The organism is Amycolatopsis sp. TNS106, from assembly GCF_019330265.1.
In the GTDB taxonomy this organism is placed as follows: Bacteria; Actinomycetota; Actinomycetes; order Mycobacteriales; family Pseudonocardiaceae; genus Amycolatopsis; species Amycolatopsis lurida.
In genome coordinates this window covers 889,762-914,751 of sequence record NZ_CP024972.1, presented here as the reverse complement: position 1 = coordinate 914,751, position 24,990 = coordinate 889,762, and the positions used below count along the sequence as shown (strand labels likewise).

At 70.5% G+C, this 24,990-nt stretch carries 16 protein-coding genes; 6 read left to right on the top strand and 10 right to left on the bottom strand.

What is annotated here, in order from left to right; genetic code table 11:
- Positions 1-4: 4 nt before the first annotated feature.
- The 3 genes from CVV72_RS04250 to CVV72_RS04240 are packed head-to-tail and all read right to left on the bottom strand — an operon-like array spanning position 5 to position 10,636.
- Positions 5-304, bottom strand: coding sequence for a phosphopantetheine-binding protein (locus CVV72_RS04250; protein ID WP_034316630.1), 300 nt, complete (start codon positions 302-304; stop codon positions 5-7).
- A 16-nt stretch (positions 305-320) separates the two neighbouring features.
- Positions 321-4,343, bottom strand: coding sequence for a beta-ketoacyl synthase N-terminal-like domain-containing protein (locus CVV72_RS04245; RefSeq protein ID WP_219151125.1), 4,023 nt, complete (start codon positions 4,341-4,343; stop codon positions 321-323).
- Positions 4,337-10,636, bottom strand: a complete 6,300-nt coding sequence (locus CVV72_RS04240; RefSeq protein WP_219151124.1) for a type I polyketide synthase — start codon at positions 10,634-10,636, stop codon at positions 4,337-4,339. Before CVV72_RS04240 ends, CVV72_RS04245 begins: the two co-directional genes overlap by 7 nt.
- 302 nt (positions 10,637-10,938) lie before the next feature.
- Here CVV72_RS04240 and CVV72_RS04235 point away from each other — a divergent pair, with 302 nt between their 5' ends.
- Both CVV72_RS04235 and CVV72_RS04230 read left to right on the top strand, forming a co-directional pair.
- Positions 10,939-11,739, top strand: a complete 801-nt coding sequence (locus tag CVV72_RS04235) for an SDR family oxidoreductase (protein ID WP_219151123.1) — start codon at positions 10,939-10,941, stop codon at positions 11,737-11,739.
- A gap of 2 nt (positions 11,740-11,741) precedes the next feature.
- A complete protein-coding gene (locus CVV72_RS04230; RefSeq protein ID WP_219151122.1) occupies positions 11,742-12,707 on the top strand; it encodes an aldo/keto reductase in 966 nt (321 codons plus the stop codon).
- Positions 12,708-12,920: 213 nt separating this feature from the next.
- Here CVV72_RS04230 and CVV72_RS04225 read toward each other — a convergent pair whose 3' ends face one another.
- The 3 genes from CVV72_RS04225 to CVV72_RS04215 form a co-directional block, all read right to left on the bottom strand.
- The gene (locus CVV72_RS04225) at positions 12,921-13,385 is read right to left on the bottom strand and encodes a TetR/AcrR family transcriptional regulator (protein ID WP_255632507.1); all 465 of its coding nucleotides are present in this window, start codon (positions 13,383-13,385) and stop codon (positions 12,921-12,923) included.
- Positions 13,386-13,477: 92 nt separating this feature from the next.
- Positions 13,478-14,695, bottom strand: a complete 1,218-nt coding sequence (locus CVV72_RS04220; protein WP_255632506.1) for an MFS transporter — start codon at positions 14,693-14,695, stop codon at positions 13,478-13,480.
- A gap of 300 nt (positions 14,696-14,995) precedes the next feature.
- Complete coding sequence (locus tag CVV72_RS04215; RefSeq protein ID WP_219153812.1) at positions 14,996-17,572, bottom strand: exo 1,3/1,4-beta-D-glucan glucohydrolase; 2,577 nt, start codon at positions 17,570-17,572, stop codon at positions 14,996-14,998.
- Positions 17,573-17,865: 293 nt separating this feature from the next.
- On the opposite strand from CVV72_RS04215, the gene CVV72_RS04210 reads away from it, so the two are divergent.
- On the top strand, positions 17,866-18,672 hold the full coding sequence (locus CVV72_RS04210) for an NmrA family NAD(P)-binding protein (RefSeq protein ID WP_219151121.1): 807 nt from the start codon (positions 17,866-17,868) through the stop codon (positions 18,670-18,672).
- Here the strand turns inward: CVV72_RS04210 and CVV72_RS04205 are convergent.
- Positions 18,662-19,285 (bottom strand): Lrp/AsnC family transcriptional regulator, encoded by a 624-nt coding sequence (locus CVV72_RS04205; RefSeq protein ID WP_219151120.1) that lies wholly within the window; start codon positions 19,283-19,285, stop codon positions 18,662-18,664. The two genes, CVV72_RS04210 and CVV72_RS04205, sit on opposite strands and share 11 nt — an antisense overlap.
- Here CVV72_RS04205 and CVV72_RS04200 point away from each other — a divergent pair.
- Positions 19,272-19,955 carry an MFS transporter gene (locus CVV72_RS04200; RefSeq protein WP_219151119.1) on the top strand — a complete coding sequence of 228 codons (684 nt, stop codon included), beginning with the start codon at positions 19,272-19,274 and terminating at the stop codon, positions 19,953-19,955. The two genes, CVV72_RS04205 and CVV72_RS04200, sit on opposite strands and share 14 nt — an antisense overlap.
- A gap of 29 nt (positions 19,956-19,984) precedes the next feature.
- Here the strand turns inward: CVV72_RS04200 and CVV72_RS04195 are convergent, their stop codons facing one another.
- A complete protein-coding gene (locus tag CVV72_RS04195) occupies positions 19,985-20,467 on the bottom strand; it encodes an Rrf2 family transcriptional regulator (protein ID WP_370323588.1) in 483 nt (160 codons plus the stop codon).
- A gap of 108 nt (positions 20,468-20,575) precedes the next feature.
- Between CVV72_RS04195 and CVV72_RS04190 the strand changes: the two genes are divergently transcribed.
- Both CVV72_RS04190 and CVV72_RS04185 read left to right on the top strand, forming a co-directional pair.
- Positions 20,576-21,310, top strand: a complete 735-nt coding sequence (locus CVV72_RS04190; protein ID WP_219151118.1) for an SDR family oxidoreductase — start codon at positions 20,576-20,578, stop codon at positions 21,308-21,310.
- A complete protein-coding gene (locus tag CVV72_RS04185; RefSeq protein WP_219151117.1) occupies positions 21,307-21,738 on the top strand; it encodes a cupin domain-containing protein in 432 nt (143 codons plus the stop codon). The genes CVV72_RS04190 and CVV72_RS04185 overlap by 4 nt, the downstream gene beginning before the upstream one ends.
- Before the next feature lie 16 nt (positions 21,739-21,754).
- Here CVV72_RS04185 and CVV72_RS04180 read toward each other — a convergent pair whose 3' ends face one another.
- Entirely contained in the window at positions 21,755-23,221 is a 1,467-nt protein-coding gene (locus CVV72_RS04180; protein WP_219151116.1) for an MFS transporter, read from the bottom strand.
- Between the two features lie 56 nt (positions 23,222-23,277).
- Positions 23,278-24,990, bottom strand: a complete 1,713-nt coding sequence (gene glpD, locus CVV72_RS04175; RefSeq protein ID WP_219151115.1) for a glycerol-3-phosphate dehydrogenase — start codon at positions 24,988-24,990, stop codon at positions 23,278-23,280.

Sequence of the window (24,990 nt, the reverse complement as noted above, 5' to 3'; positions counted from 1 at the left end):
CGCCCTACGCCCGTTCGCCGAGGCGGGCGGCCACGTAGTCGGCGATGTCGCCGACCCGGAGCCCGATCACGTCGTCGAGGTCCTTCTCCGCCAGGAACTCCGCGAGGTTGACGTCCGCGCCGAAGAACTCGGCGAGGATGCTCGCGAAGGTCACCAGGTCGATGCTCTCCAGCTGGAGATCCTCGTGAAAGGTGGTCTGCGGGGTGATCTCGATGCCGAGGACGTCGGTGTCCCCGACCAATTCCTTCAGCAACTCGGCCACGGTGCCGAAGACCGACGCCGGGCTCTGCTGTTCGATCGTCATGCTCTGCTCCTTGCTCTTACCCGCGGTTCCAGGCCACCACGTGCCCGGGGATTCCGGCGAATTCCGCGCCGATACCGATCTCCTCGGCGAGCCCGGCGAGCTCGCCTTCCACCCGGATCGCGATCCTGGGCGGCGTCGCGCCCGGTTCGCGGACGAGGGCGACCGCGACCTCTCCCGTCGTCGCGACGGCCACCTCCAGTGGTGGCACCGTCCGGCCGTGGAGCCCGGTCACCCTGGTCCCGTCGGCGCTCACCCGGAGTTCCGCCGGGTACACGCCGTCCAGGCCGAGTTTCGCGCGGACCGCGTCCTTGATCGCGATCCGTTCCAGCAGCCAGCCGCGTTGCCGCCGGGGCGCGCAGGCGGCGAACTCGGCACGTTCCGCCGCGCCCAGGTAGACGCCGGCGTAGATGTCCCGCGCCGCCGGGCTCGGCCACCGGTCGGTGACCAGGGTCCACCCGCCGTGGTGGTCCTCGGAAAGCCGGTTCCGGTCCGGGAAGGCGTACACCCGGTGGGCGGGCCGGTCGCACGGGAACCGGATGTCGCGCCACTGCTCGATCCTGGCCAGCACGGCGCCGTCCAGCACGAGTTCCGCGTCCATCTCCAGCACGTCCGGCCGGGGCAGCCGGACCCGCACCACGCAGCGCAGCCGGGTCCCCGGCGCCGGTTCCGGCGCGTACCAGGTGATCCGGCCCATCGACGTCGGGAACGCCAGCAGCGCGTCCGCCTTGGTGGCCATCAGCCAGCAGCCCAACAGCTGGCCGACGTTGTCCAGCAGCGCGCCGGGCGCCGTCGGCACGACGAGGTCGCCGCGGATATGCCGTTCACCGAGCCCGATGAGCTTGTCCAGCCCTTGGTACGCGGGGCCGTGGAACATCTCGCGGCGGGTGTAGATCTCGGCGGCGCTCAACGGCGGCGCGGTTTCCGGCCCCGGCGGCGGGGACGGCCGGGGAGCCGCCGGATACCGCTGTGCCAGATGGACGTCCATACTGGCGTGCGGTCCTATTTGGACACTGATCAGGTCGCCTTCGCGGGTCATCGAGAGCGGCACGCGCGCGGCCGGGGCGGCGATCAGCCACCGGGAGAACGCCGCGTTGCTCACCCCGGTCGCGACCGTACCCGGCCACGCCCGTTCCGCTTCCCGGCAGGCCAGGTCGACCAGCGTCGTCGCCGGGACGGTGGGACGGAAGTCGGCTTCGTCGGGCCAGTCCACGCGCTGACGGAAGAACCGATGGTCCACCAGGTACGGCATCGTCGCGAGTGAGACGTCCACAGTGGACTCGACGGTGCGCCGTGCCGCGGCGTTGGCGACGCTGGCGGCGGCCTCCCTGGTCTCGGCGAGCAGCGCTGTGAACTCCGCGACGATCGCGTCCGGCACGCCGTGGACCAGCTCGGGAACCGCGCCGTCGAACATGCCTTTGACGTCACCCTCGACCGAGAGCAGTGAACCCGCCGTGTCGATCCGGGTGCGGCGCGGCTCCAGTGCTTCGAACGCGGGCCGTCCGCCTTCCACCCAGACCGCGGTGGCGACCCTGCGCAACTGCGCGAGACCTGGCCTCGTACCGGACGACGCCGGAATGACCAGATGCGGCCGCGAGCCCAGGGTGTCCGACACGAACGAACCGAGCTGACCGGCGCCCGCCTGCACGAAGACCCTCGCGCCATCGGCGTAGAGCGCGTCGACCAGCTCCCGGAACCGGACCTTGCGCACCAGGTGTGCCAGGTACAGCTCACGGACCTCCACCGGATCCGCGGGATACGGCCGTGCCGTGGTCGCCGACCAGACCGGGATCCGCGGCGGCTTCAGGTCGAGTTCCGCCACGAGCCGGGTGAACGGGCCGAGCCGGGACCGCATCAGCGGGGTGTGGAACCCGGACCGGAACGGCAGTGTCCTGGCGACGACGCCGTGCTGCGTGCACAGCTTGGCGAGCCGGGCCGCGGCCGCCGGGTCACCGCAGACGATCGTCTGCCGTGGCGCGTTCTCGTGCGAGATCATCAGCTCCGGTTCGGCCGCGAGCAGCGCCTCGGCACGCTCGGCGGAGCAGCCGAGTACGAGGAACTCGGCATCCGGCAGCGTGAATCCCTGCGGCCAGTACCGGTTCAGCATGTCCTCCGTGGACTGTCCCGGGTACATCCCCGCCGCCTGCATCGCGGTCCATTCGCCGACACTGTGCCCGGCGAGCAGATCCGGTTTGATGGCGAGTCGCCTCAGCGCGGCGTCGAGCAGCAACCCGACCTGGGACACGCTCGAAGCGCGCGAAAGCACGCTCGCCGTCGACCACTCCGGCCGGTCCAAGCCGAAATGCCCGGCGACGTCGGCACAGCGTGGTTCCGCGTCCGCTTCCAGTCCCGGATAGACGAACGCGGTCTTCGCCCCGGCCTGGTCCAGCAGGGGCGCGGTCGTGCACCAGATGTCGTTGGGGCCGTGCCAGGAGCCGCCCTCGGCCGCGACCTTGGCGAGCACCCTCCGCGCGACTTCGAGCCGTTTCCCGTCGGGCCGGACGAGCCCGATCCGGCACGGGCCGTGCCCACCGGATTCCGGCTCCGGGCGGTCGAGCAGGGCGCGCAGGTCCCCGGGTGTGGCCGCCGCGAGCAGCAGGACGCGCTCGGGTTCCCCGGTCACCTTGGCCCGGCGCGGCCGCGCGGGTGCCGGGTCGGCCTCCTCCAGCACCACGTGCGCGTTGACACCGCCGAAACCGAAGGCGTTGACCGCCGCCCGGCGCGGGACGTCCCCCGAACGCCAGCGCTCGGCGGTGGCCAAGGTACGGAACCGTGTCTTGTCCAGGAGGGGGCTCGGATCGGCGCAGTTCACGGTCGGCGGCAGGATCGCGTGGTGCAGGGCGAGCGCCGCCTTGACCAGCCCGGCGGCCCCGGCGGTCGGCATGGTGTGACCGATCATCGCTTTCACCGCGCCGATCGCGGCGCGTGGTCCGTCCGGCGGGCCGAACACCTCGGCGAGGGTGGCCAGTTCGGCCGCGTCCCCGGCAGGCGTCGCGGTCCCGTGCGCCTCCAGCAGGCCGAGCGCACCGGGCACGGTGGGATCGAGGCCCGCCGACGCCCACGCGCGGCGCAGCGCCAGCGTCTGACCGGCGACGGCCGGGCTGAGCAGGCTCGCGCCCTTCCCGTCGCTCGACGTCCCCGAACCGCGCAGCACCGCGTAGACCCGGTCGCCGTCGCGACGCGCGTCGTAGAACCGCTTCAGCACGACGATCGCGGTGCCTTCGCCGATCAGCAGGCCGTCGGCGTCACGCGAGAACGGGTTGATCCGCTGGCTCGGCGAGAGGGCGCCGAGCTGGGTGAACATCGACCAGAGCGTGTCGTCGTGGCAGTGGTGTACGCCGCCGGCCAGCACGACGTCACAGCGGCGCCGGGCGAGTTCACCGATCGCCTGGTCCACGGCGAGCAGCGACGACGCGCAGGCCGCGTCCACCGTGTACGCCGGGCCGCCGAGGTCCAGGCGGTTGGCGACCCGCGACGCGGCGAGGTTCGGCACCAGCCCGATCGCGGTGTCCGGCCGGAACTCGCCGAGCGGTTCCAGCAGTGCGTCGCGGAGCCGGTCGAGCATCTCCGGTCGCGCCGACGGCAGCAGCTCCCGGACCGCGCCGGTGATCTGGCGGACCGACCGGACCCGCTGGTCGAACCGCTGGAGCCCGGGTGAGAGGTAGCCGCCCCTGCCGAGGATGACGCCCACGCGTTCGAGGTCACCGAGCCGTCGCAGGCCACCTGCGTCGTCGACCGCGGAAGCGGCCACGGCCAGCGCGACGAGCTGGTCCGGCTCCATCCCGGCGACGCTGCTGGGGGCGATGCCGAGCGCCGTCGCGTCGAAGTCCAGGCTGTCGGCGACGAACCCGCCGCGCCTGCCGTAGGTGCGGTCCGGCGTGCTGCCGTCGCCGTCGTGGAAGCTCGGATCCCAGCGGTGCGGCGGGATCTCGGTGATCGCGTCGGTGCCCGACTCGATGTTCCGCCAATATTCGTCCACAGTGGACGCGCCGGGAAGGAACACGCCCATCCCGACGATCGCGACCGGCTCCTGGTTCACCACAGCGACGCCGTGTAGAGCACCGAGCGGACGTCGGCCGGGCCGTAGGCCAGCTCACGCAGGAGCGCGGCGGTACCTTCGTCCGGGTCGATCAGCGCCACCTCGCGACGCTCGTACTCGCGCGCCAGCTCGGGCGAGACCATGCCCGCGTGATCGTCCGAAGGCGCCCACGGCCCCCAGTGGACGGTCAGCGCACGGCAGCCGGTGCGCTCCGCCCACTGCTCGCCGAGGGTTTCGAGCGCGTCGTTCGCCGCCGCGTAGTCGGTCTGACCCCGGTTTCCCAGCACCGCGGCGATACTCCCGAAGAAGGTCACGAACGCGGGCCGCACGCCGAAATGCTCCAGCGCGTCGAGCAACGCCCGCGCACCGTCCACTTTGGTCCCGTACACCGTGCGGAACGACTGCTCGTCCTTGTCGGCCATCAGCTTGTCGTCGATCACCCCGGCCGCGTGGACGACGCCGTCGATCCGGCCGTAGCGCGTGTGCAGATCCTTGACCACCTGCCGGACGGCCGCGGCGTCGCGCACGTCGAGCGGCCGATACGCGGCGACACCGCCCGCCGCCCGGATCTGGTCGAGCGTCCGCGCGATCTCGCGCTGGGCCAGCACGGTGCGCACCCGGCGTTCGATGTCCGCCAGCGAACCCCCACGCGCGGCCAAAGCCGAGCGCATCCCCGGTGCGTCACCGGGAAGGTCCTCGTCGCCGGGTTCGGCCGGCCACGGGGTGCGGCCCGCCAGTTCGATGCGGCATCCGCTCGCCGCCAGCGCGACCGCCGCCCGCGCGGTGATCCCGCGGGCGCCGCCGATCAGCAACAGCACCGAATCCGCGTCGAGGCCGAGCGCCTTGGCCTCTCCTCCGCCGGGACCGGCGCCCGCATACGCGATCGAACCGAGCGAGCCCGCGGAGGGCTCGAACGCCGCGCGTCCCGCGGTGTCGTAGCGAACGGCCACCGGGCCGTCCGCGATCACCTCTTCCAGCACGATTCGCGCTAGGTCCACAGTGGACTCCAGTTCGACGAGCCTGGTCGGCTCGCTCCGCTCCCGCGCCGCCGCGCGGATGAGACCGCGCAGTCCGGCGGTGTGCGCGGTACCCGGCCTGGCCACCACGAGCACCGCACCCTTGGCGCACTTGAGCAGGCCGAACACCTGCGCCGCGACGGGTTCCTCGGCGTCCGACAACGGATTCAGCACGACGACGAAGTCGGCCTCGCCCCGCTCCCCCGGCGACGCACCCGCGTCGGCGAACACCGCGCGGACCGACTCGGCCAGTTCCTCCTGACCGGGCTCGAAACTCACCGCGACCGATTTGCCGTTCACCTCGGCGAGGTCGGGCGTGCCGAGCGGCGCGGAAACGCGGTCCAGCAGGTATCGCCCGGGTGCCGTTCCGACCGGTGTCTCGGCGGGAACCGGCGTCGCGGCGACCGGCGCCGCCGGTTCGAGCCACTTCCGAAGCCGTGCGGCCAGCGCGCTCGCCGTCCGGTCGCGGCTGAGCTGATCTTGGGCGTCGTCGTGCACCCGGCCGGTGAGGCCCAGCTTCGCGAGCAGCGAGCCCGCGATCTCGGTGCGTTTGATCGAGTCGATGGAAAGATCCGCTTCCAGATCGAGATCGGCGTCGATCATCTCGGCCGGATAGCCGGTGCGTTCGCTGATCGCGCCGATCACGGTGGCCAGGACGTCCGTGACCGCGGCCTCGGCGACCGGTTCCGGCTCGGGTACGACGACCGCCGCCTCGACCGGTGGCACCAGCGCCGGCACGACCGGAGCCCGCACCGGAGCCGGGGCGAGCGGCGTGGTGCCGAGGTACCCCAGCATCACGTCCCGTTGCGCCGCCAGCAGTTCGCGGCTGGTGCGGAGGAATTCGACGACGGCCTGGTCACGTCCGGGCGCGGGCTGGTTCATGGTCGTCCTCGGGATTCGTCGGGCGGGCACGAGCCCATGGGCGGGGACCTCGCCGCCGGGTGCGCGGACGGTCTGGCCGTCCACGGTCCAAGCGGGTTTGGGGAGCGGGCCGACACGGACACGGCCGCGGAAGAGCCGTTCGGTGCGCACGTCGACGCCGGTGAGGGCCAGGCGCGCGAGCGCGGTGAGGAACCCGCGCAGCCCCGGCCCGCCGGGGTCGCACGCGATCACGGTGTACGGCCGGTCGCCGAGGATGTCCTTGACCAGCCGGGAAAGCACCTGCCCGGGGCCCGCTTCCACGAACGTGCGCGCCCCTGCCGCGTACATGTCCTCGATCAGTTCGACGAAGCGCACCGGCGAGCCGATCTGCGCCGCGAGCTCGGCACGGACCGCTCCGGCTTCGTACGGCCGGGCGGTGCGGTTCGACCACACCGGCGGACCCGGCTCGCCGATCTCGGCGTTGTCGAGATCGACGGCGAACACGTCGCTCGCCCCGGCGACCAGCGGGCTGTGGAAGGCGCAGGCGACCGGGATCCGTTTCGCGCCGATTCCCCGTGCTCGCAGTTCGCGGACCGCCTCCTCGATGGCGGCCGTCGGTCCGGAAAGGACGGTCTGCCCCGGCGCGTTGTGGTTGGCCAGAACGACGTCCGGGTGGTCGAGGGCGGCGCCCAGCTCCTCGCTGGACGCCTTCACCGCGGCCATCGCGCCCGGGTCCGCGCCCGCGACTTCGGCGATCGAGCGGGCCCTGGCCCGGCTGAGCGCCACCAGGGTCGGCGTGTCGAACGCGCCGGCGACCGACAGCGCGGTCAGTTCGCCGTAGCTGTGCCCAGCCAGCAGATCCGGCCGGACGCCGAGGTCGGCGAACAACCGGCAGACGGCCGACTCGACGAGCCCGAGCGCGGGCTGTGCGACCCGCGTGTCCTTGAGCGCTTCCTCCTGCGCGGCGCGGGCGTCTTCGGTGAACGCGCGTGACGGGAACGCCGTCGCGGCGACGTCGGGAGCGAGCTTCAGGACGTCGGCCACTTCGGGGAAGTGCACGAACAGGTCCGCCAGCATGCCCGTCCGCTGACTGCCTTGGCCGGGGAACAGGAACGCGACCGCACCGGCTTCGGTGTCCTCCGCGACAAGACCTCCGCCGTTCTCGGCGGCCTCGCGCAGTTCCGCGACGTCACTCGCGACGACCGCGAGCCGCACCGGCGCGGAGGCTCCCGATTCGGCGGCGAGGGCCGCGATCTCCCGCACCGGACGGCCTTCGTTGGCCGCCAGCAGATCCCGCAGGGTGGCACGGGCGGCGTCCACGTCGGTGCCGCGGAGCAGGACCAGCTCGGCGTCCCAGTCACGCGGGCCGTGCCGCCGCGACGGCGGCACTCCGGGGGCGGCGAGCACCGCGTGGAAATTGGTCCCGCCGAACCCGAACGCGCTCACTCCGGCGAACTCGCGTCCGCGCGGAACCGGCATCGGCCGGGCGCCGGTGGAGAAGGTGAAGGGACTGGTCCCGACGTCCCAGGCGGGGTTCGGCCTGCTCAGGTGCAGCGTGGGCGGCACGACCTCATGCCACAGCGCCAGCGCCGCCTTCATCAGGCCTGCCAGGCCCGCGGCGCATTTCGTGTGCCCGATCTGGCTCTTCACCGAGCCCAGCGCGCACGTACCCGGTTCGGCGCCCGCGGCGAGGAAGAACTCGGTGAGCGTGGTCAGTTCGGTGGCGTCACCGACGACCGTGCCCGTACCGTGCGCCTCGACGAGCGATACGTCCGCCGGGGACACGCCGGCGTCGCTGTACGCGCGGGCGAGGGCTCGTCGCTGCCCCTCGGGACGCGGCGCGGTGAGACCGAGCGCCTTGCCGTCACTGGCAGCGCCGATGCCCTTGACCACGGCGTAGACGCGATCGCCGTCGCGTTCCGCGTCGGACCGCCGCTTGAGCACGAGACAGGCGACGCCCTCGCCGAGGGCGATCCCGTCCGCCGCCGCGTCGAACGGACGGCACCGGCCGGTCGGCGACAGGGCGCCCGCCGAGGTGAACATGAGGTAGTCGTTGACGCCGTTGTGCAGATCGACCGCGCCGCACAGGACCATCGAACTCGTCCCCGCCCGCAGTTCCTTCACCGCGAGGTCCAGCGCGGCCAGCGAGGAGCCGCACGCGGCGTCCACGGTGTAGTTGGCGCCGCCGAGGTCGAGGCGGTTGGCGATCCGGCCGGAGATGACGTTGGCGAGGGTGCCGGGGAAAGAGTCTTCGGTCAGCTCCGGCAGCTGGGCGAGGAGTTCTTCCGGGACGTCCTCGAGGTAGCTGGGGAGCAGCGCGCGCAGCACTCCGGCATTCGCCAGATCTCCCCCGGCCTCGGCGCCGAAGATGACGCTGGTGCGCTCGCGGTCGAAGCCGCCTTCGCCGTAACCGGCGTCTTCGAGGGCGCGGCGCGCGGTTTGCAGGGACACGAGCTGGGCCGGGTCGATACTGCCCATCGACTTGGGCGGGATGCCGTAGGCGAGCGGATCGAAGTCCACCGCAGGCAGGAAACCGCCCCATTTCGACGTCGACTGGTCCGCGTAGATCTCCTTGTCCCAGCGCTGATCCGGCACCTCGGTGACGGCGTCCGCGCCGCGCAGGACGGTGGACCAGAAGGCCGGGAGATCGGGCGCCCCCGGGAACACGCAGGCCATTCCGACGATCGCGATGTCACCGTCCACAACGGACTCCTCGGCGGGAACGCGGGCGGCGAGCAGTGCGGCCGCGCCTTCGGTGACTTCCCGGTGCAGGGCGGCGATGTCGGTGCGGTCTTCGCGCAGGACGGTCACCTGTCCCGCCATGTACATCCCCTCGGCGAGCTGACCGAGCGTGTCGACCTCGACGAGCGCGTCGCCTTCCCGCCGGATGCCCTTGCTCGCGATCCGCAGCCGCCCGGTGTTCAGCTCTTCGAGCCGCTGCCAGGCCTCCTGCGGCGGGACGCCGTCCGCGCGGAGCCCGGCCTTCAGCGCGGCGAACTCGTCGGTGTACGGGCTCGGCAGGCAGCGGGTCAGATGTCCGGGCGCGGTCTCCAAGGTGACCGTGGAGGCGGCGTCGAGCACCCGGGTCTGGAAGGTCCCGGTGATGGCGCCGTGGGTCACGGCCTCTTCGGTGAAGAGGTACGCGGTGCCCATCAGGACACCGACGCCCGTGAGCGGCTCCGCCATCGCCGACACCATCGCGGCGGACCGGGCGTCGTGGATGCCGCCCGCGAACAGGATCTCGACGTCATCGGCGCCGTGTTCGCGCAGGACGTCCAGCTGCTGTTCCCACAGCACGAAGCTCGACCGCGGACCGATATGCCCGCCGCATTCGGCGCCCTCGAAGACGAACCGGCGGATCCCGGCGTCGAGGAACTGCCGCAGGAGGATCGGCGACGGCACGTGGAGGAAGGTCGCGATACCGTCGGCCTCCAGCGTCTTGGCCTGCGCCGGTTTCCCGCCCGCGATCAGCACACATCGCGGACGGGCCGCGCGGATCGCCGCGAGCTGTTCGGCGCGCAGGGCCTCCGGGACGAAGCCGAGGATGCCCGCGCCCCAAGGTCGTTCGCCGAGGGCTTCGGCGGTGCGGCCGAGCAGCTCGGTGGTCTTGGCGCCGTTCGCGGTGGCGACCGCGACGAAGGGGAAGCCGTCGTTCGCGGCCACGGCGGCGGCGAAACCGGGCTGGTCGCTCACCCGCGTCATCGGGCCCTGTACGACCGGCAGGCGGGTTCCCAAGGTGCGGCACAGCCGGTCACCCTGGTCCGCGGGAACGGCCGTCGGCACCGCGAGCGACCGCACGACCGAGCGGACAGCGCTTTCGGCGTCCTCGAAGCGATTCGCGAGCATCGCGCTGAGCCCGTCGTCGGCCCTGGCCAGTTCGGTACGGTCCTCGGCGGGCACGTCGGCCTCCGGGAACAGGCCGAGCCCGTCGAGTACCACGCCCGCCGCGCCGCCGGCGATCGCGGCCACCGCCGTCCTCGGCCCGATGCCCCCGTACGCCCACACCGGGACACCGTCACCGAACCGCGCCAGCAACCGTTGCAGCAGGACGAAGGTGGTGAGGTCCGAGCCGCCCGCCTCGGCTCCCCTCGCCACCAGACCGGAGGCGCCGGCGTCGAGCATCCGGACGGCCTGCTCGACACCGGTCACCTCGGCCAGCACGGGGAGGCCGGCCCTGCCCCGCCAGACCGCCCCCTCGGCCAGCAGGACGAGCCCCGCGCCGCTTTCCCGTACCTCTTCGTCCCGCACGGGACGTCCAGCGGGGATCCGGACGCCGAACGGGAACCCTCCGTCCACTATGGATCCGATCGGCAAGATCCCGAGACCACCGCCCCTGGCGACGGCGGCCGCCAGCCCCGGATCGGGACGTCCGAGCGGATTGACGCCGAGTACCCGCGTGCGCGCCGTCGCATGACTCACCGGCGGACCTCCTGTTCGGCTGGGCTGGTCGAACCTCGCCGGGTTCGGCGATCTTTCAGCGGGATTCCCAAGAAATAACCTACTTGCCGCAGAGAGCGCAATACTCTCGTGCGAAAACTCGGAAAACAAGGGAACGCATGCTAAAGTCCGGCGCCGGAAACAAATATGTCGACACGCGCAGAACAAGCCTCTGACCTGCACTTTTATCATGCACATCGCATATTTCGACAACGCGTTGCTCACCGGCGTAACAAAACAGAAGAATTGTCACCGAAAGCAGAATCGATAACCATGGAGCGCATGTGGAAGTAACAGGACGAGTCGTCGTGCTGACCGGCGCGGCACACGGTATCGGCGCCGCCATGGCCAGGCGGTTCGCCGCCGAGGGCGCCGCCGGGGTGGTGGTCTCCGATCTCGATCTGGACGCCGCGGAGGAGGTCGTCGCCGGGATCACCGCCGCGGGCGGTGCGGCGATCGCGCGCCATGCCGACGCGTCGTCCAAAGAGGACTTGAAGATGCTGGTGACCGACGCCCGCTCGGTGTTCGGCGCGGTGGACCTGTTCTGCTCCAACGCCGGCGCCGCGTTCGGGACGGGCGTGCACGCCGCGGACGAACAGTGGACCCGCTCGTGGGCGATCAACGTCATGCAGCACGTGCACGCCGCACAGGTCGCGCTCCCCGCGATGTTGAGCCGGGGCCACGGATACCTGCTGATCACGGCGTCGGGCGCGGGCCTGCTGGGCACCCCGGGCGACGCGCCGTATTCGGTGACCAAACACGCGGCCGTCGGGCTCGCCGAATGGCTGGCCATCACCTACCGCCCGCGCGGGATACGGGTCAGCGCGCTGTGCCCGCTCGGCGTGCGGACCGCGCTGCTGGAACCCGGGATCGCGGCCGGGCACCCCGCCGCGCTCGCGATCGCCGCCGCCGCGCCCTTGCTGGAACCGGAGGACGTCGCCGAGTCCGTCGTGCACGGGCTGGCGACGGAGGAGTTCCTGATCCTGCCGCACGAGTCGGTACGGGAGACCTACGCCCGCAAGGCGGCAGGCCTCGACGAATGGATCGACCGCACCATCCTCGAAACCGGCGCGCGGAAGAGGTGACCATGGAGTACCGAAGGCTCGGCGCGAGCGGGCTGTCCGTCAGCGAGATCTCCTACGGCAACTGGCTCACCCACCACGACGGCGCGGAATGCGTGCAGGCCGCGCTCGACGCGGGCGTCACGACCTTCCACACCGCCGCCGCCTGGGACGGTGGCGCCGCCGAGGAAAACCTCGCCGCGGCACTGAGCCACGCCCGCCGCGACGATCTCGTCCTGTGCACCGGCGTCTTCTGGCCGGAAGGGCCGGGCGTCAACGACGCGGGCCTCAGCCGCAAACACCTGGTCACGTCGCTGCACGGCTCGCTCCGGCGGCTGCGCACCGACTACATCGACGTCTACCAGCTGCTGCGGTTCGACTACCGCACTCCGCTGGAGGAAACCTTCCTCGCGCTGTCGGATCTGGTGCGGCAGGGGAAGATCCTCTACGCGGGCACCGCGGAATGGACGGCTGAGCAGCTGCTCGAGGCACGGCCGATCGCCGAGCGGCACGGCGTCCCGCTCATCGCGAACCAGCCGCACTACTCGATGCTGTGGCGAGTCGCCGAGGCACAGGTGATGCCGGTGTGCGAACGCTCCGGGATCGGGCAGTTCGCGTCGGTACCCCTCGCGCAGGGCGTGCTGACCGGCAAGTACCGGCCGGGCGAGATCCCGCCGGGCTCACGGGCCGCGAAGGCGGTCGAGACGCGGCCGTTGCTCCTGCCGGACCTCCTCGAACGCGTCGGCATGTTGCGCGGCGTCGCCGACGAGGCCGGGCTGACCATGGCTCAGCTGGCGCTCGCGTGGACGTTGCAGCACAACACCGTCGCTTCCGTGGTGACCGGCGCGAGCACCGCCGCCCAGGTGACCGAGAACGCGAAGGCGGCAGGCGTGGTGCTGGACCTCGACGCGCTGACGCGGATCGATCACCTGCTGGGCAGTTTCGTGCAGACGGATCCGCGCCTGACCTGGTCACCACCCGCGACCACGTAGGCCGCTCCCGAGTCCGTGAAGGCCTCCTTGAGGGACCCAGAGTCCCTCAAGGAGGCCTTCACGGCGCTTTCGCGTGCTTGGCTGGACGACACTCGCGAGGCCTGGTCGCGAGTCGTCCATCCGGACACGCGTGTCGTCCGTGGGATCACGCGTGTCGTCCGTCCGATCACGAGACCACCGTCTGAGGGCGGCGGGCCTTCACGCGCGATCAGGTCATGAGGGCAGCGCGGTCCGCAGGATGGCCTCGAACCGTTCCGCCGTCGGCGGCTCGTCGCGCAGCAATCCCTGCAGCAGTACCCCGTCCACCAGCGCGACCAGCATCTCGACCCGCACCGGGTCGGCGGTGTAGCGGCGGGCGAAGTCCGCCAAGGCCGCCATCCAGCGATCGGTCGACTCGCGGAGCTTCGGTTCCCTCGCCGCCAAGAGGTACAACTCGTACTCCGCCAGCAGATGCCCTGGTTCGGCGACGACCTCGGCCATCAAGGCGGCGAACCTCCGTAGTGCGTCCTCGCCACCGTCGGCCTCGGCGGCGAGAACCCGCATCCGTTCGGAGTCCTCGTCCATGCACTGGGTCAGCGCGGCGGTCAGCAGGTCATCGATCCCCCGGAAGTGGTACGCGGCCGCCGTCGCGGGCAACCCCGCCTCACGGGCGACGGTGCGATGACTGACCCCCGACACGCCCTCCCTCGCGACGATCCGCAGGGTGGCTTCGATCAGTTCCCGTTTGCGTTGCTCGCCCTTGGCAAGGCGGCCGTCGGTGCTCGGCTCGTTCAGCGTGCCGCCTCCTCGCTGATCGCGGTCTTCCTGCGCAGCAGAGGATACGAGAGCAGGGCGACCAGGACGATCAAGCCACCGGCGACGACCGCCACGGCGAATCCGCCGTCCGGCCCGAAGCGGTCGACGACCTCGCCCGACACCGCGGCGCCGAGCGCGACACCGATGCTCAGGCCGGTGATCGCCCACGTCATCCCCTCGGTCAGCTTCTCCGCCGGGACCACCTTCTCGATCATCCCCATGACGACGATCATCGTGGGAGAGAAGAACAATCCGGCGACGAACACCACCGCGCACAGGCTCACGACGCCGTCGACGACCAGCAACGGCACCACACTCGCCGCCGTGCCCGCGGTGCCGATCAGGAGCAGTCGAGGCGGTGTCATGGCCGGCTTGAGCGTCCCGAAGACCAGACCCGAGATCGCGGAGCCCACAGCGTAGACCGAAACGACGACACCCGCGGCCGACGGCGACCCGACGTGCCGGGCGAACGCCACGCTGACGACGTCGACCGTGCCGACGATGACGCCGCCCGCCACCAGCGTCAGTACCAGCACCCGCACCGCGCCCAGCCGGATCGCCGAACTTCCGGCCGACCCGCTCGGCGGCAGCACGGGCGGTTCCGTCTCGCGCTGCGCGACGAACAGCAGCACTCCGACAGCGAGGAACACCACGGCGACCAGCGGCCCGGCCTCGGGGAAGACGGTGGTGCACAACGCCACCGACAACGCGGGGCCGATGACGAAAGTCAGTTCGTCGACCACCGATTCCCACGCGAAGGCGGTGTGCAGCCGGGGCGAGCCGCGATACAGCCGCGACCAGCGTGCCCGCACCATCGCCGCCATGCTGGGCATGAACCCGGCGAGGATCGCGGACACGTACAGCGTCCAGACCGGCGCCTCGAAGCGTGCGCAGAGCAGGAGCGCGCCGAGCGCCATCACGCTGATCCCCGTGACGGGCACCAGGACACGGCTCTGCCCCCGGCGATCCACCAGCCTCGACACCTGCGGCCCGAGCAGCGCCATGGACAGCGTGAACACCGCCGAGACCAGACCCGCGAGCCCGTAGTCGCCCCGAGTCTGCGCCAGCATCGTGATGATCCCGATGCCCATCATCGGGACGGGGATCCTCGCGACCAGTCCCGCGGCGGAGAAGGCGACAGAGCCTTTCGCGGCGAACAGCTCTCGATAGTGACCCGGCACGGCATCCCCCACAACTTGAACGATCGTTACATTTTGAACGTTCGTTTCACTTTATACACGGGTCCCGCTACGAACGCGAGCGCTTCGGTCAATCCAGCCGCCTCGTCGTCGCGAGCCACCAGGAGCGCGCGACCGTCCTCGGACGCCGGCGGCAGCGGGCTCACTTTTGTCGACGATCGGGACTTCGCGACCACGATGACCGGCTCGGTACCGCCCGCCGCTCCCTGAAGACGCGAAAGCCACTTTCGCAACCTTGAAGGTTGCGAAAGTGGCTTTCGCGTCATGCCTCGCCGGAACCTCAGCGACCAGAAATCAGCTCAAACTCGAGCAACGCCTCGCGTCAGGGTCCTGCGCCCCCTTGGGCACCCACCGCACGTTGGCGAACGAAGCGGAGAACTTGCCGTCGGTGTACACCAGGAACGGCGTGTTGACGTTCTCCAGATCCAGCCCGTTCGCGAAACAGGACACCGGGATCTTCACCGTCGACTTCGGCGCCCCCGCCAGATCGGTGAACAGCTTGGTCGCGTTCACCTCGGAGAAGCACGGGTAGACGCAGTGCATGCTGATCACCGTCCGGTTGGCGGGCGCCTCGTGCACCACGGTGTCGAACTCCACTGCCGCGTCGGCGTTGAGGTAGCCCCGCAGATCGTTGGTACCGGCCGGGTTCTGGAAGTAGAGCTGCGCCGGCCCGGTGCCGGTCCAAGTCGCCTTGAGACCGTCCTGCTGGACGTTCACATCGGACTGGACGACGCCGATCTCAGCGTGTGAAGCGGTGCCGTCCGGGCCGATCTCGGTACCGCCCCAGTTCTCCGCCGAACCGATGAAACCCTTGTACGGCGCGACATCGGTGCGGTTGAACACCTCGAGATCCTCGGTCGCCGTGCCGCCGCCACCGGTCGAGCCACAGGTCACCGGCCCGGCCGTCTCGTCCAGCTGACCGACGGTGACGCGCTGCCCGGTTTTGAGGCCGTAGCCGAGTGCGAACAGCGGGTCGTAGTCGGCCGAGCCCGCGTTCAGCGGCGTCTGGCACGCGCTCTTCGGCCACGAATACGGCAGCTTGCCCTTGAAACCGCCCTTGAGCAGGACGTCGGCGACGCCGCCGCCTTCGGTGCCGGGCAGCCAGGCCGCGACGAACGCGTCGGAGCGGTTGATCTCCTTGTTCATGTACAGCGGGCGGCCGCCGACGTAGACGGTGACGACGGGAGCGCCCTTCCCGCGAACCTTGTCCAGCAAGGCCAGATCCTCGGGGTAGAGCTTCGAGGCCTCCAGCGTCTTCCTGGTCAGGTCGCCGACACCTTCCGCGTACGGGGTCTCACCGATGACGGCGATGACCGCGTCGTAGCCCTTCGGGTCCGTGTCGCCCTTCTCGTCGAAGGTGACGTTGACGTCGCCTAGCTGCTGCTTGAGCCCGGCGAGGATCGACGTGGCGTTCGGGAAGTCGGCGTTGGTGTTGCCGGTCCCCTGCCAGCTCAGCGTCCAGCCACCGGTCTGGTTCTGGATGCTGTCCGCGCTCTTGCCGACCACGAGGACCTTCGACTTCGGCTTCAGCGGCAGCACGTTGCCGTTGTTCTTCAGCAATGTCTGCGACGAACGGACGGCGTCGCGCGCCAGCCAGGTCTCCCTCAGCGCCTCATCGGAGTTCGCGTAGGACCGGTCCGACGGCTTCTGCGACTCGTACAGTCCCGAGCGCAGCTTGACGCGCAGGATCCGGGTCACCGCGTCGTCGATACGCGAAAGGGGGATCTGGCCGCCCTTGACCTGGTCGACGGTGTTGGCGATGAACGCCTTCCAGTCGTTCGGCACCATCACGATGTCGATGCCGGCGTTGATCGCCTGCGGGCAGGAAGCGTTGGTGCAGCCGGGAACCTGGCCGATACCGTTCCAGTCGGACACGACGAGGCCGTCGAAGCCTATCTTGCCCTTGAGGATCTGGTTCAGCGCCTTGTCGCTGCCGTGCAGCTTGCCCTCGTCGATGCCGAGTTCGGCGTTGGTCCAGCTGTTGAACGACACCATCACGGTCTGAGAGCCCGCCGCGAGCGCGCCGTAGTAACCCTGGCCGTGCAAGTTGATCATCTCGGCTTCGGAGGACGGGTTGACGCCCTGGTCCTGGCCCTTGAGGGTGCCGCCGTCACCGATGAAGTGCTTGGCGGTACCGATCACGCCGTTGTAGCCGATGCGTTTGGTCGAGCCGTCCTGGAGACCGTTGATCGCCTCGTAGCCGTAGGCCCTGGTGATCCGCGGGTCCTCGGAGAAGCCTTCGTAGGTGCGGCCCCAGCGGTCGTCCTTCACGACGGCCAGCGTCGGCGCGAAGGCCCAGTCCTGGCCGGTGGCGCGGATCTGCCGGGCCGTCGCCGCGGAGATGTCGCGCACCAGGCACGGGTCCTGCGCCGCGCCGAGCCCGATGTTGTGCGGGAAGACGGTGGCGCCGTACACGTTGTTGTTGCCGTGCACGGCGTCGATGCCCCAGATCACCGGGATCTTCGTCCGGCTGCCCTGCGCGGCTTCCCAGTAGGCGTCCGCGAGCTTGAGCCAGTCCTGCTGGGAGGCGTGCTTGTCCTTGTTCGGCCACGAACCGCCGCCGTTGAGGACCGAGCCGATCGAGTACTGCCGGACCTCGTCGGGGGTGATCGCCGCGATCTCGGGCTGTGTCATCTGCCCGACCTTCTCCTCCAGGGTCATCCCTTCGAGGATCCGGGCGATCCGCTGCTCGTCACCGCCCTTGCCCTTGAACCGGCTCTCGACCTTCGGCCAGTCGGCGAGCGCCGGCAGGCTCTTCTCGATCCGGGCGCAACCGTCCCGGTCGAACGCGGGCTTCCCGATCACGGGCTGTTCGGCCGCGACGGCGGCGGGTGTGGCCGCCACGGCCCCGCCGAGCAGCGCGAGACTCATCAAGGCGATCAGCGGACTTCGGCGCGCACGGGCACGTCTTGCCATGGTCTGGTCCATTCTGCGGAAGGCGGGGACCGGCCGATCCTCACCGGCCCCGGCGGCCGCGTCAAGAGTTTCGGGCCGGTATGCCGAGTGTTAATTTTTGCCATGAACTAAGACTCGGCGAGTCACCCGGCCACGCGCTCCCGGTTCCACCGCTTGGCGGTATACGACAGCGCGAACAAGAGCGGGCTCCCACTTGACCTCCACATTACTTGAGCTTCTACCGTCGCGGAAAACGAAGGGAATCACCCATGACCGTCTTGGTAACCGGAGCCACCGGGAACACCGGCCGCCACGTGGTGGCCGAACTCGTCCGCCGCGGGGAACGCGTCCGGGCGCTCACCAGGAACCCCGCCGAGGCGAGGCTTCCGGCGGGCGTCGAACTGGTGGAGGGCACACACACCGCGCCGGAGACCCTCACCGATGCCTTCGAGGGCGTCACCCGGCTGCACATCACCGTGACGGCGGGGCTCGCCGACGTCGGTGCCGATCTGGTCGAACGCGCCGTGGACGCGGGGGTGCGGCGGATGACCATCGTCTGGGGCGGCTATGTCGGGCCGACGGAACAGGCCATGGCCGAGTCCGGAGTGGAGTGGACGCGGCTCGAGCCACAGGAGTTCATGTCCAACGCCCTGACCTGGACCGATTCCATCCGCACCGGGAAGGTGGTCCATGAGCCGTTCGACCTCCCGAGCGCGGTGGTGCACGAGGGCGACATCGGCGCCGTCGCCGCCACGGCGCTCGTGGAGGACGGGCATTCGGGCAAGGTCTACAACCTCACCGGCCCGGAGGCGCTGACCACGAGCGAACGGATCGCGATCCTCTCCTCCGCACTCGGCCACGACATCACCCTGGAGCGGATCACCCGGCAGCAGGCGATCGACCGGCTGCTGGCCGAAGGCGTCTCGGTCGCGGACGCCGAATACGTCGTCGGCTGGCACAGCGATCCGCCGGTGGAGGCGCGCACGGTGGTCGACACGATCGAGAAGGTGACCGGACGGCCTGCCCGCACTTTCGCGCAGTGGGTCGCCGAACACGCCGACCGGTTCAAGCCGTGAGCGGGCCGACCGCCTTCACGATCTCCAGCACCGGCGCGGTGTGCACCGTGTGGATCGCGCGGTGCGCGCCCAGCCGGTGCGTGAGGTAGTGGTGTAGCGCGGCGGGATCCGGGCACAGCGCCTGCGCGGCCAGGTTGGTGGGCCCGGTCGTGGCGACGACGACGGCGAGCTCCTCGTGAGTGGCCAGCGTCGTCGCCACCTCGTCGAGGTCCGCCGGCGCGACGGCCATCCACAGGAACGCCTGCGTGGTCACGCCGTACAAGGCGGCACTGATCTCGACGTCGAAGAAGAGCGCGCCCCGGGCGCGCAGGTCCGCCAGGCGACGGGTCGCGGTCGCCGGGGCCAGCCCCGCCGCCGCGGCGAGATCCGCGACGCTCGCTCGGCCGTCGTGCCGGAGAGCGGCGATCAGCGCGTGGTCCGCGGCGGTCGGCGGGGTCTCGTCGGCGACGGGTTCCGGCGGCCGCAACGCCTCCTGCTGGTCCTCCGTCAGCGCGGCGACCCGCCCGCGCCACGCCGTCGGTCCGCCGAGGTAGGTGTGCAGGATGAAATGCGCGGACACCGCGGTGACGCTCGCGGTGCGCGGGATGTCGTGCAGCAGCATGGCGCTCGGCATCGGGCTCGTCGTGTACCCGCTGATCGACAGGTGGAGCTGGATTCTCTTCACCACCGGCGCCGCCGTGCTGGTGCTGTTCGGATTCCACCAGCGGAACCGACGGCATCCCCTCGTCGAGCCGAGCCTGTTCGCCCACCGCGGCTTCCCCGCGGCGCTGGCGGCGTCGACCCTGTTCTTCGCCGTGATGAACGGGGTGATGCTCGTGGTTGTCCTGCACCAGCAACTCGACGAAGGGCGCGGCGTACTCGCGTCCGGGCTGACACTGCTGCCGTGGTCGGGCGGACTGGCGCTTTCTTCTTGGATGGCGGGCAAATGGTTCGTGCCCCGGTACGGCACCCGGGTCGCCTTCGCCGGTCTGACCCTGCTGCTCGCGGGAATCCTGCTGGCGATCGCGGGTCCGCTGCCGGTCGCGCTCGGGATCGGCGGACTCGGCCTGGGACTGTTCACGGTGCCGTTCTTCACCGCGGCACTGTCCGTCGTCCGTCCACAGGAGACCGGATCGGCGGCGGGACTGCTGAACGCGGTGCAGCAAGTGGGCGCGACGCTGGGTATCGCGGTGTTCGGCACCGTCTTCCTGCACGGCCGCTCTTCGGCACAGGCGTTCTCGCTCGCGGCGGTGCTGGTGGTGGCGACCATGGCCGCGACCGCGCTGATGCCCCGGACTCGCTGAGCTGCCGGAGCCGGTCCGTGAAGGCCTCGCTACCCCTCGGCGGCCTTGAACCACGCGCCGATCCCGGCGAGCGCGCCCGGACCGTAGTCGCCCCTGACGTCGTCGGCCAGATCCGCGATCGTGACGGCCCGCAACGCCGCCCGCCACTGGACCTCGGCGTTCGCCATCGCGCGACTGATGGCGCACGGCGCCGTGCACGCCTCGGGCGGGGTCGCCATCGGACCGCGCTGCCGGATCTCGGTGCAGAGGAAGGCCGGGCCGGGACCGTCGATGGCCTCGACGACGTCGAGCACCGTGATCTCCGAAGGCGGCCGAGTGAGGACGTAGCCACCGGCTTTCCCCTGCACCGACCGGATGAGGCCTGCCCGGGAAAGCGCCTGGAGCTGCTTCGCGAGGTAACTCGGCGAGACGTCGTGCAGCTGCGCCAGGCGCGCGGCGGGCGCGGGTTCGTCGACCGAGGTCAGCACGACGCAGCAGTGCAGGGCCCACTCGACCCCACCGGACATCTTCACCCGGATGACTCTAACCCGCCTCTTGACTCGGATACAACGTGTCCGAGTATTATCTCGGATAGAAGTTGTCCGAGTTAACCGGACGCCATCGACGAAGGGCACAGGGTCATGAAATTCGCGATCATCGGCGGGACCGGGCTGATCGGTTCACAGGTCGTGCGCAACCTGAACGAGGCCGGCCACGAGGCCGTACCGCATTCGCCGTCCACCGGGGTCGACCTGCTCACCGGCCAAGGACTGGACAGCGCGCTCGACGGCGCCGACGTGGTCGTCAACCTCACGAACTCGCCGACGTTCGACGACGCCTCCCCCGCGTTCTTCCGGACGTCGATGGACAACCTCGTCGCGGCCGCGAAGAAGGCGGGCACCGGCCACTTCGTGATCCTGTCGATCGTCGGCGTCGACCAGGTGCCCGACCTCGACTACTACCGGGCGAAGACGCTGCAGGAGGACATCCTCAAGGAGAGCGGCATCCCCTACTCGATCGTCCGCGCCACCCAGTTCATGGAATTCGTCGGCGCGGTCCTGTCCTGGACCTCCGACGAGACCGCGGTCCGCCTGCCCACCACCCCGATCCAGCCGATCGCCGCGGCCGACGTCGCCGCCGCCGTTTCCGAGGTGTCGGCGGGGAAGCCGCTGAACGGCACCCTCGACGTGGGTGGCCCGGACGTCTACCCGCTCGACGAACTGGGCCGGATCACGTTGTCCGCCAAGGGAGACACGCGTCCGGTGACCGTCGACGAGACCGCGGGCATGTTCGCCGCCGTCAAGGGTGACGTCCTCACCACGAAGGACGGCGCCCGCATCGCCGGGACCCGCTACCTCGATTGGCTGAAGTCATGACCGCCGATCACCTCCACCACCTGGAGAATCCGGGGTCGGCCAAACCGCCGCCGAAGATCGAAATGGTCTCGTCGGTCCCGGCGCCGCCGATGCCTTACGACGCCGAGGCGATGACGATCCTGGTCACCCTGCCGCCCGGGTGCGAAGGCGCGCCCCCGCACCGGCATACCGGTCCCGCGTTCGGGTACGTCCTGAAGGGCGCGATCGTCTTCGAACTCGAAGGCGAGCCGGAACGCGTCGTCAAGGCAGGGGAATCGTTCTGGGAACCGGGTGGCGACGTCATCCACTACCAGGACGGCAACCACTTCGACGACGCCGAAAGCCAGTTCGTCGTCACGATGTTCGGCGAGCCTGGACAGCCGATGCTCATCCCGGTGTCCGCGGAGGAACTCGAAGAACGGCGTGACCGGCGGGCACCGCGCCCCTGACCGCGGTCCGGCGCGGTCAGCCGACGGCCCCGACCGCGCCGGACTGTGCCGACAGCGGCGACGCGACGTCTTCCAGCGATCGCCTCGCCGCTTCGACACCCAGCACCAGTTCGGCCACCCCGCCCAGGATCATCACCGCGGCCCCGAGGCAGTACCCGAGCGCGACGTTGCCCACGTCGCCGGTCTCGACCAGCACACCGAACAGCAGCGGCCCGATGATGCCGCCGAGCCCGGTGCCCACCGCGTAGAACAACGCGATGCACATCGCCCGGATCTCCATCGGGAAGATCTCCGACACCGTCAGGTAAGCCGCGCTCGCGCCCGACGAGGCGAAGAAGAAGATCACCGCCCAGGCGAGCGCGAGCGTCCAAGCCGAAAGCACGCCTTCGGAGAACAGCCAGGCGGTCACGAGCAACAGCGCGCCCGAGCCGAGGTAGCTCACGCTGATCATCGTGCGGCGCCCGATGGAGTCGAAGAACCTGCCCAGCACCAACGGCCCGATCAGGCTCCCGACGGCCAGCGGCAGCAGATAGAGCCCGGACTGCGCGCTCGGGATCTTGAAGAACGTCGCCAGCACCAGTGCGAAGGTGAAGTAGACGGCGTTGTACAGGAACGCCTGCCCGACGAACAACGCGAGCCCCAGCAGGGTCCGCCGGGGGTAGGTCTTCAGCAGGGTCCGCGCGATCTCCCCGAAACCGGTGCTCTTCCGCTGCTTGACGCGCAGGCTCTCGTGCACCGGTTCCAGCGGCGCACCGGTTTCCTTCTCGACCCGTGCTTCGATGGAACCGACGAGTTCCTCGGCTTCGTCGTTGCGCCCGTGGGTGTACAGCCAGCGCGGGCTCTCCGGGAGATGCCGCCGCACCAGCAGGATCACCAGCCCGAACACGGCACCGAGGCCGAACGCGACCCGCCAGCCGACATCGGCCGAGAACACGGCGGGATCGAGCAGGATCAACGTCAGTGCCGCGCCGGCGGCGGCGCCGCCCCAATAGGAACCGTTGACGGCCAGCGAAACCGTCGCCCGCACCCTGGCGGGGACGAGTTCGTCGATCGCGGAGTTGATCGCCGCGTATTCACCGCCGATCCCGGCGCCGGTCAGGAACCGCATGGCGACGAAGAACCAGACGTCGAAAGAGAAAGCCGTCGCGGTCGTCGCGGCCAGGTAGAGCCCCAGCGTCACCAGGAACAGTTTCTTGCGGCCGAGCCGGTCGGTCAGGTAGCCGAACACCAGCGAACCGACGACAGCACCCGCGACGTACAGCGCGGCGGCCAGTCCCACCTGTGAATCCGTGAGGACGAGGCCACTGTCCGGTTCGGTCAGCCGCTCGGCGAGCGCCCCGACGATGGTGACTTCGAGTCCGTCGAGGATCCACACCGTGCCGAGCCCCGCCAGCACCACCCAATGCCACCGCGCCCAGGGCAGCCGGTCCATCCGTGCCGGCACGTCCGTTTCGACCGTGGTGAGCGACCGCTTTCTTGCCATGCCGGGGAGTTACCGGCGCGGCCCCGGCCGAAACCTCCGACCGGGGCCGCCCGTGATCAGCTCGGCAGCAGCGCCGGAGCCGCGAGACGGCTGGCGTTGGCCGCTTCGTCGTCCGGCTGGGCCTGGGCGGAGCGCTCCGCCTCCACCCGCGCGAGGTAGTTGGCGACCTCGCGCTCCTGCTTGTGCGAGTCCCAGCCCAGCAGCGGCGCCATCAGCTCGGCCACCACCGGCGCCGCCGTCACCCCGCGATCCCGCTCTTCGATGGAGATGCGGGTGCGCCGCGTCAGGACGTCCTCCAGGTGCAGCGCGCCCTCGTGCGAAACGGCGTAGACGACCTCCGCCTTCAGGTACTCCGCCGTCCCCGGGATGGCCTCACCCAGTTCGGGACGTTCCGAGATCGACTCCAGGATGTCCTCGATCGCGGTGCCGTAGCGCTGGAGCAGGTGCTCGATACGGGCGATCGGCAGCCCCGTGCGCTGCACGAGCGAGTGCCGGGCGCCCCACAGCTCGTGGTAACCCGTCGCGCCGACGATCGGCAGCCGCTCGGTCCACGACGACGGCGCGGGACGGCCGAGATCCTCGACCGCGACGTCGACGGCGTCGGCGGCCATCACGCGGTACGTCGTGTACTTGCCGCCGGCCACGATCACCAGACCCGGCACCGGATGCGCCACGGCGTGCTCCCGCGAGAGCTTCGTCGTCGACGTCGCCTTCGCGGCCAGCAGCGGCCGAAGCCCCGCGTACACGCCTTCGATGTCGTCGGCGGTGATCGGCGTGCGCAGGACCGCGTTGAGGTGATCGAGCACGTAGTCGACGTCCGCCTGGCTGGCCGCCGGGTGTTCGCGGTCGAGGTCCCATTCGGTGTCGGTGGTGCCGACGATCCAGTGCCGTCCCCACGGGATGACGAACAGGACGCTCTTCTCGGTGCGCAGGATCAGCCCGGTGTCCAGGTCGATCTTCTCGCGCGGCACCACGAGGTGGATGCCCTTCGACGCCCGCACGGTGAACGGCGCGGGGATGCCCGCCGCTTCGGCCATGTCGTCGCTCCACACGCCGGTCGCCGCGACGACCGTCTTCGCCCGGACCTCGATCTCCGCGCCGCTCTCGCGGTCGACGACCTTGGCCCCCACGACACGTTCGCCGTCGCGGATCAGCGACGTGACCCGGGCGCGGGTGAGCACGGAGGCGCCCTGCTCGGCCGCGGTCCGCGCGATGGTCATCGTGTGGCGCGCGTCGTCGACCTGCGCGTCGTAGTACTGGATGGCGCCGATCAGGGCGTCGTCCGCGAGACCGGGAGCGACCTTGCCCGCGCCGCGCTTGGACAGGTGCCGGTGCCGCGGCAGGGCCCGCGCTCCGCCGAGGGTGTCGTAGAGCGTGACACCCGCGCCGATGTAGCCGCGTTCCCAGACGCGGTGCTTGAGCGGCACGAGGAACTTCACCGGCCGCACCAGATGCGGCGCGAGGGTCTGCAGCAGCAGGCTCCGCTCCTTCAGCGCCTCACGGACCAGCTTGAAGTCCAGGTTCTCCAGGTAACGCAGCCCGCCGTGGATCAGCTTGGACGATCGGCTGGACGTGCCCGCGGCGAAGTCACGGGCCTCGACGAGCGCGACGGAGAGCCCGCGCGACGCCGCGTCGAGCGCGACGCCGGCACCGGTCACTCCCCCGCCGACGACGAGGACGTCGATCTCCTCGCGTGCGAGCTTGCGCAGCGTCTCGGCACGGTAGACCGGGGAAAGCGGTACGGGTGTCACTCTGTTCCTCCTGTTCAT

Coding starts and splice junctions, on each gene's coding strand:
- CVV72_RS04250 (WP_034316630.1), bottom strand. CDS start 304: ATGACGATCGAACAGCAGAGCCCGGCGTCGGTCTTCGGCACCGTGGCC.
- CVV72_RS04230 (WP_219151122.1), top strand. CDS start 11,742: ATGGAGTACCGAAGGCTCGGCGCGAGCGGGCTGTCCGTCAGCGAGATC.
- CVV72_RS04215 (WP_219153812.1), bottom strand. CDS start 17,572: ATGAGTCTCGCGCTGCTCGGCGGGGCCGTGGCGGCCACACCCGCCGCC.
- CVV72_RS04210 (WP_219151121.1), top strand. CDS start 17,866: ATGACCGTCTTGGTAACCGGAGCCACCGGGAACACCGGCCGCCACGTG.
- CVV72_RS04200 (WP_219151119.1), top strand. CDS start 19,272: ATGGCGCTCGGCATCGGGCTCGTCGTGTACCCGCTGATCGACAGGTGG.
- CVV72_RS04205 (WP_219151120.1), bottom strand. CDS start 19,285: ATGCCGAGCGCCATGCTGCTGCACGACATCCCGCGCACCGCGAGCGTC.
- CVV72_RS04190 (WP_219151118.1), top strand. CDS start 20,576: ATGAAATTCGCGATCATCGGCGGGACCGGGCTGATCGGTTCACAGGTC.
- CVV72_RS04185 (WP_219151117.1), top strand. CDS start 21,307: ATGACCGCCGATCACCTCCACCACCTGGAGAATCCGGGGTCGGCCAAA.
- CVV72_RS04180 (WP_219151116.1), bottom strand. CDS start 23,221: ATGGCAAGAAAGCGGTCGCTCACCACGGTCGAAACGGACGTGCCGGCA.
- glpD (WP_219151115.1), bottom strand. CDS start 24,990: ATGAACAGGAGGAACAGAGTGACACCCGTACCGCTTTCCCCGGTCTAC.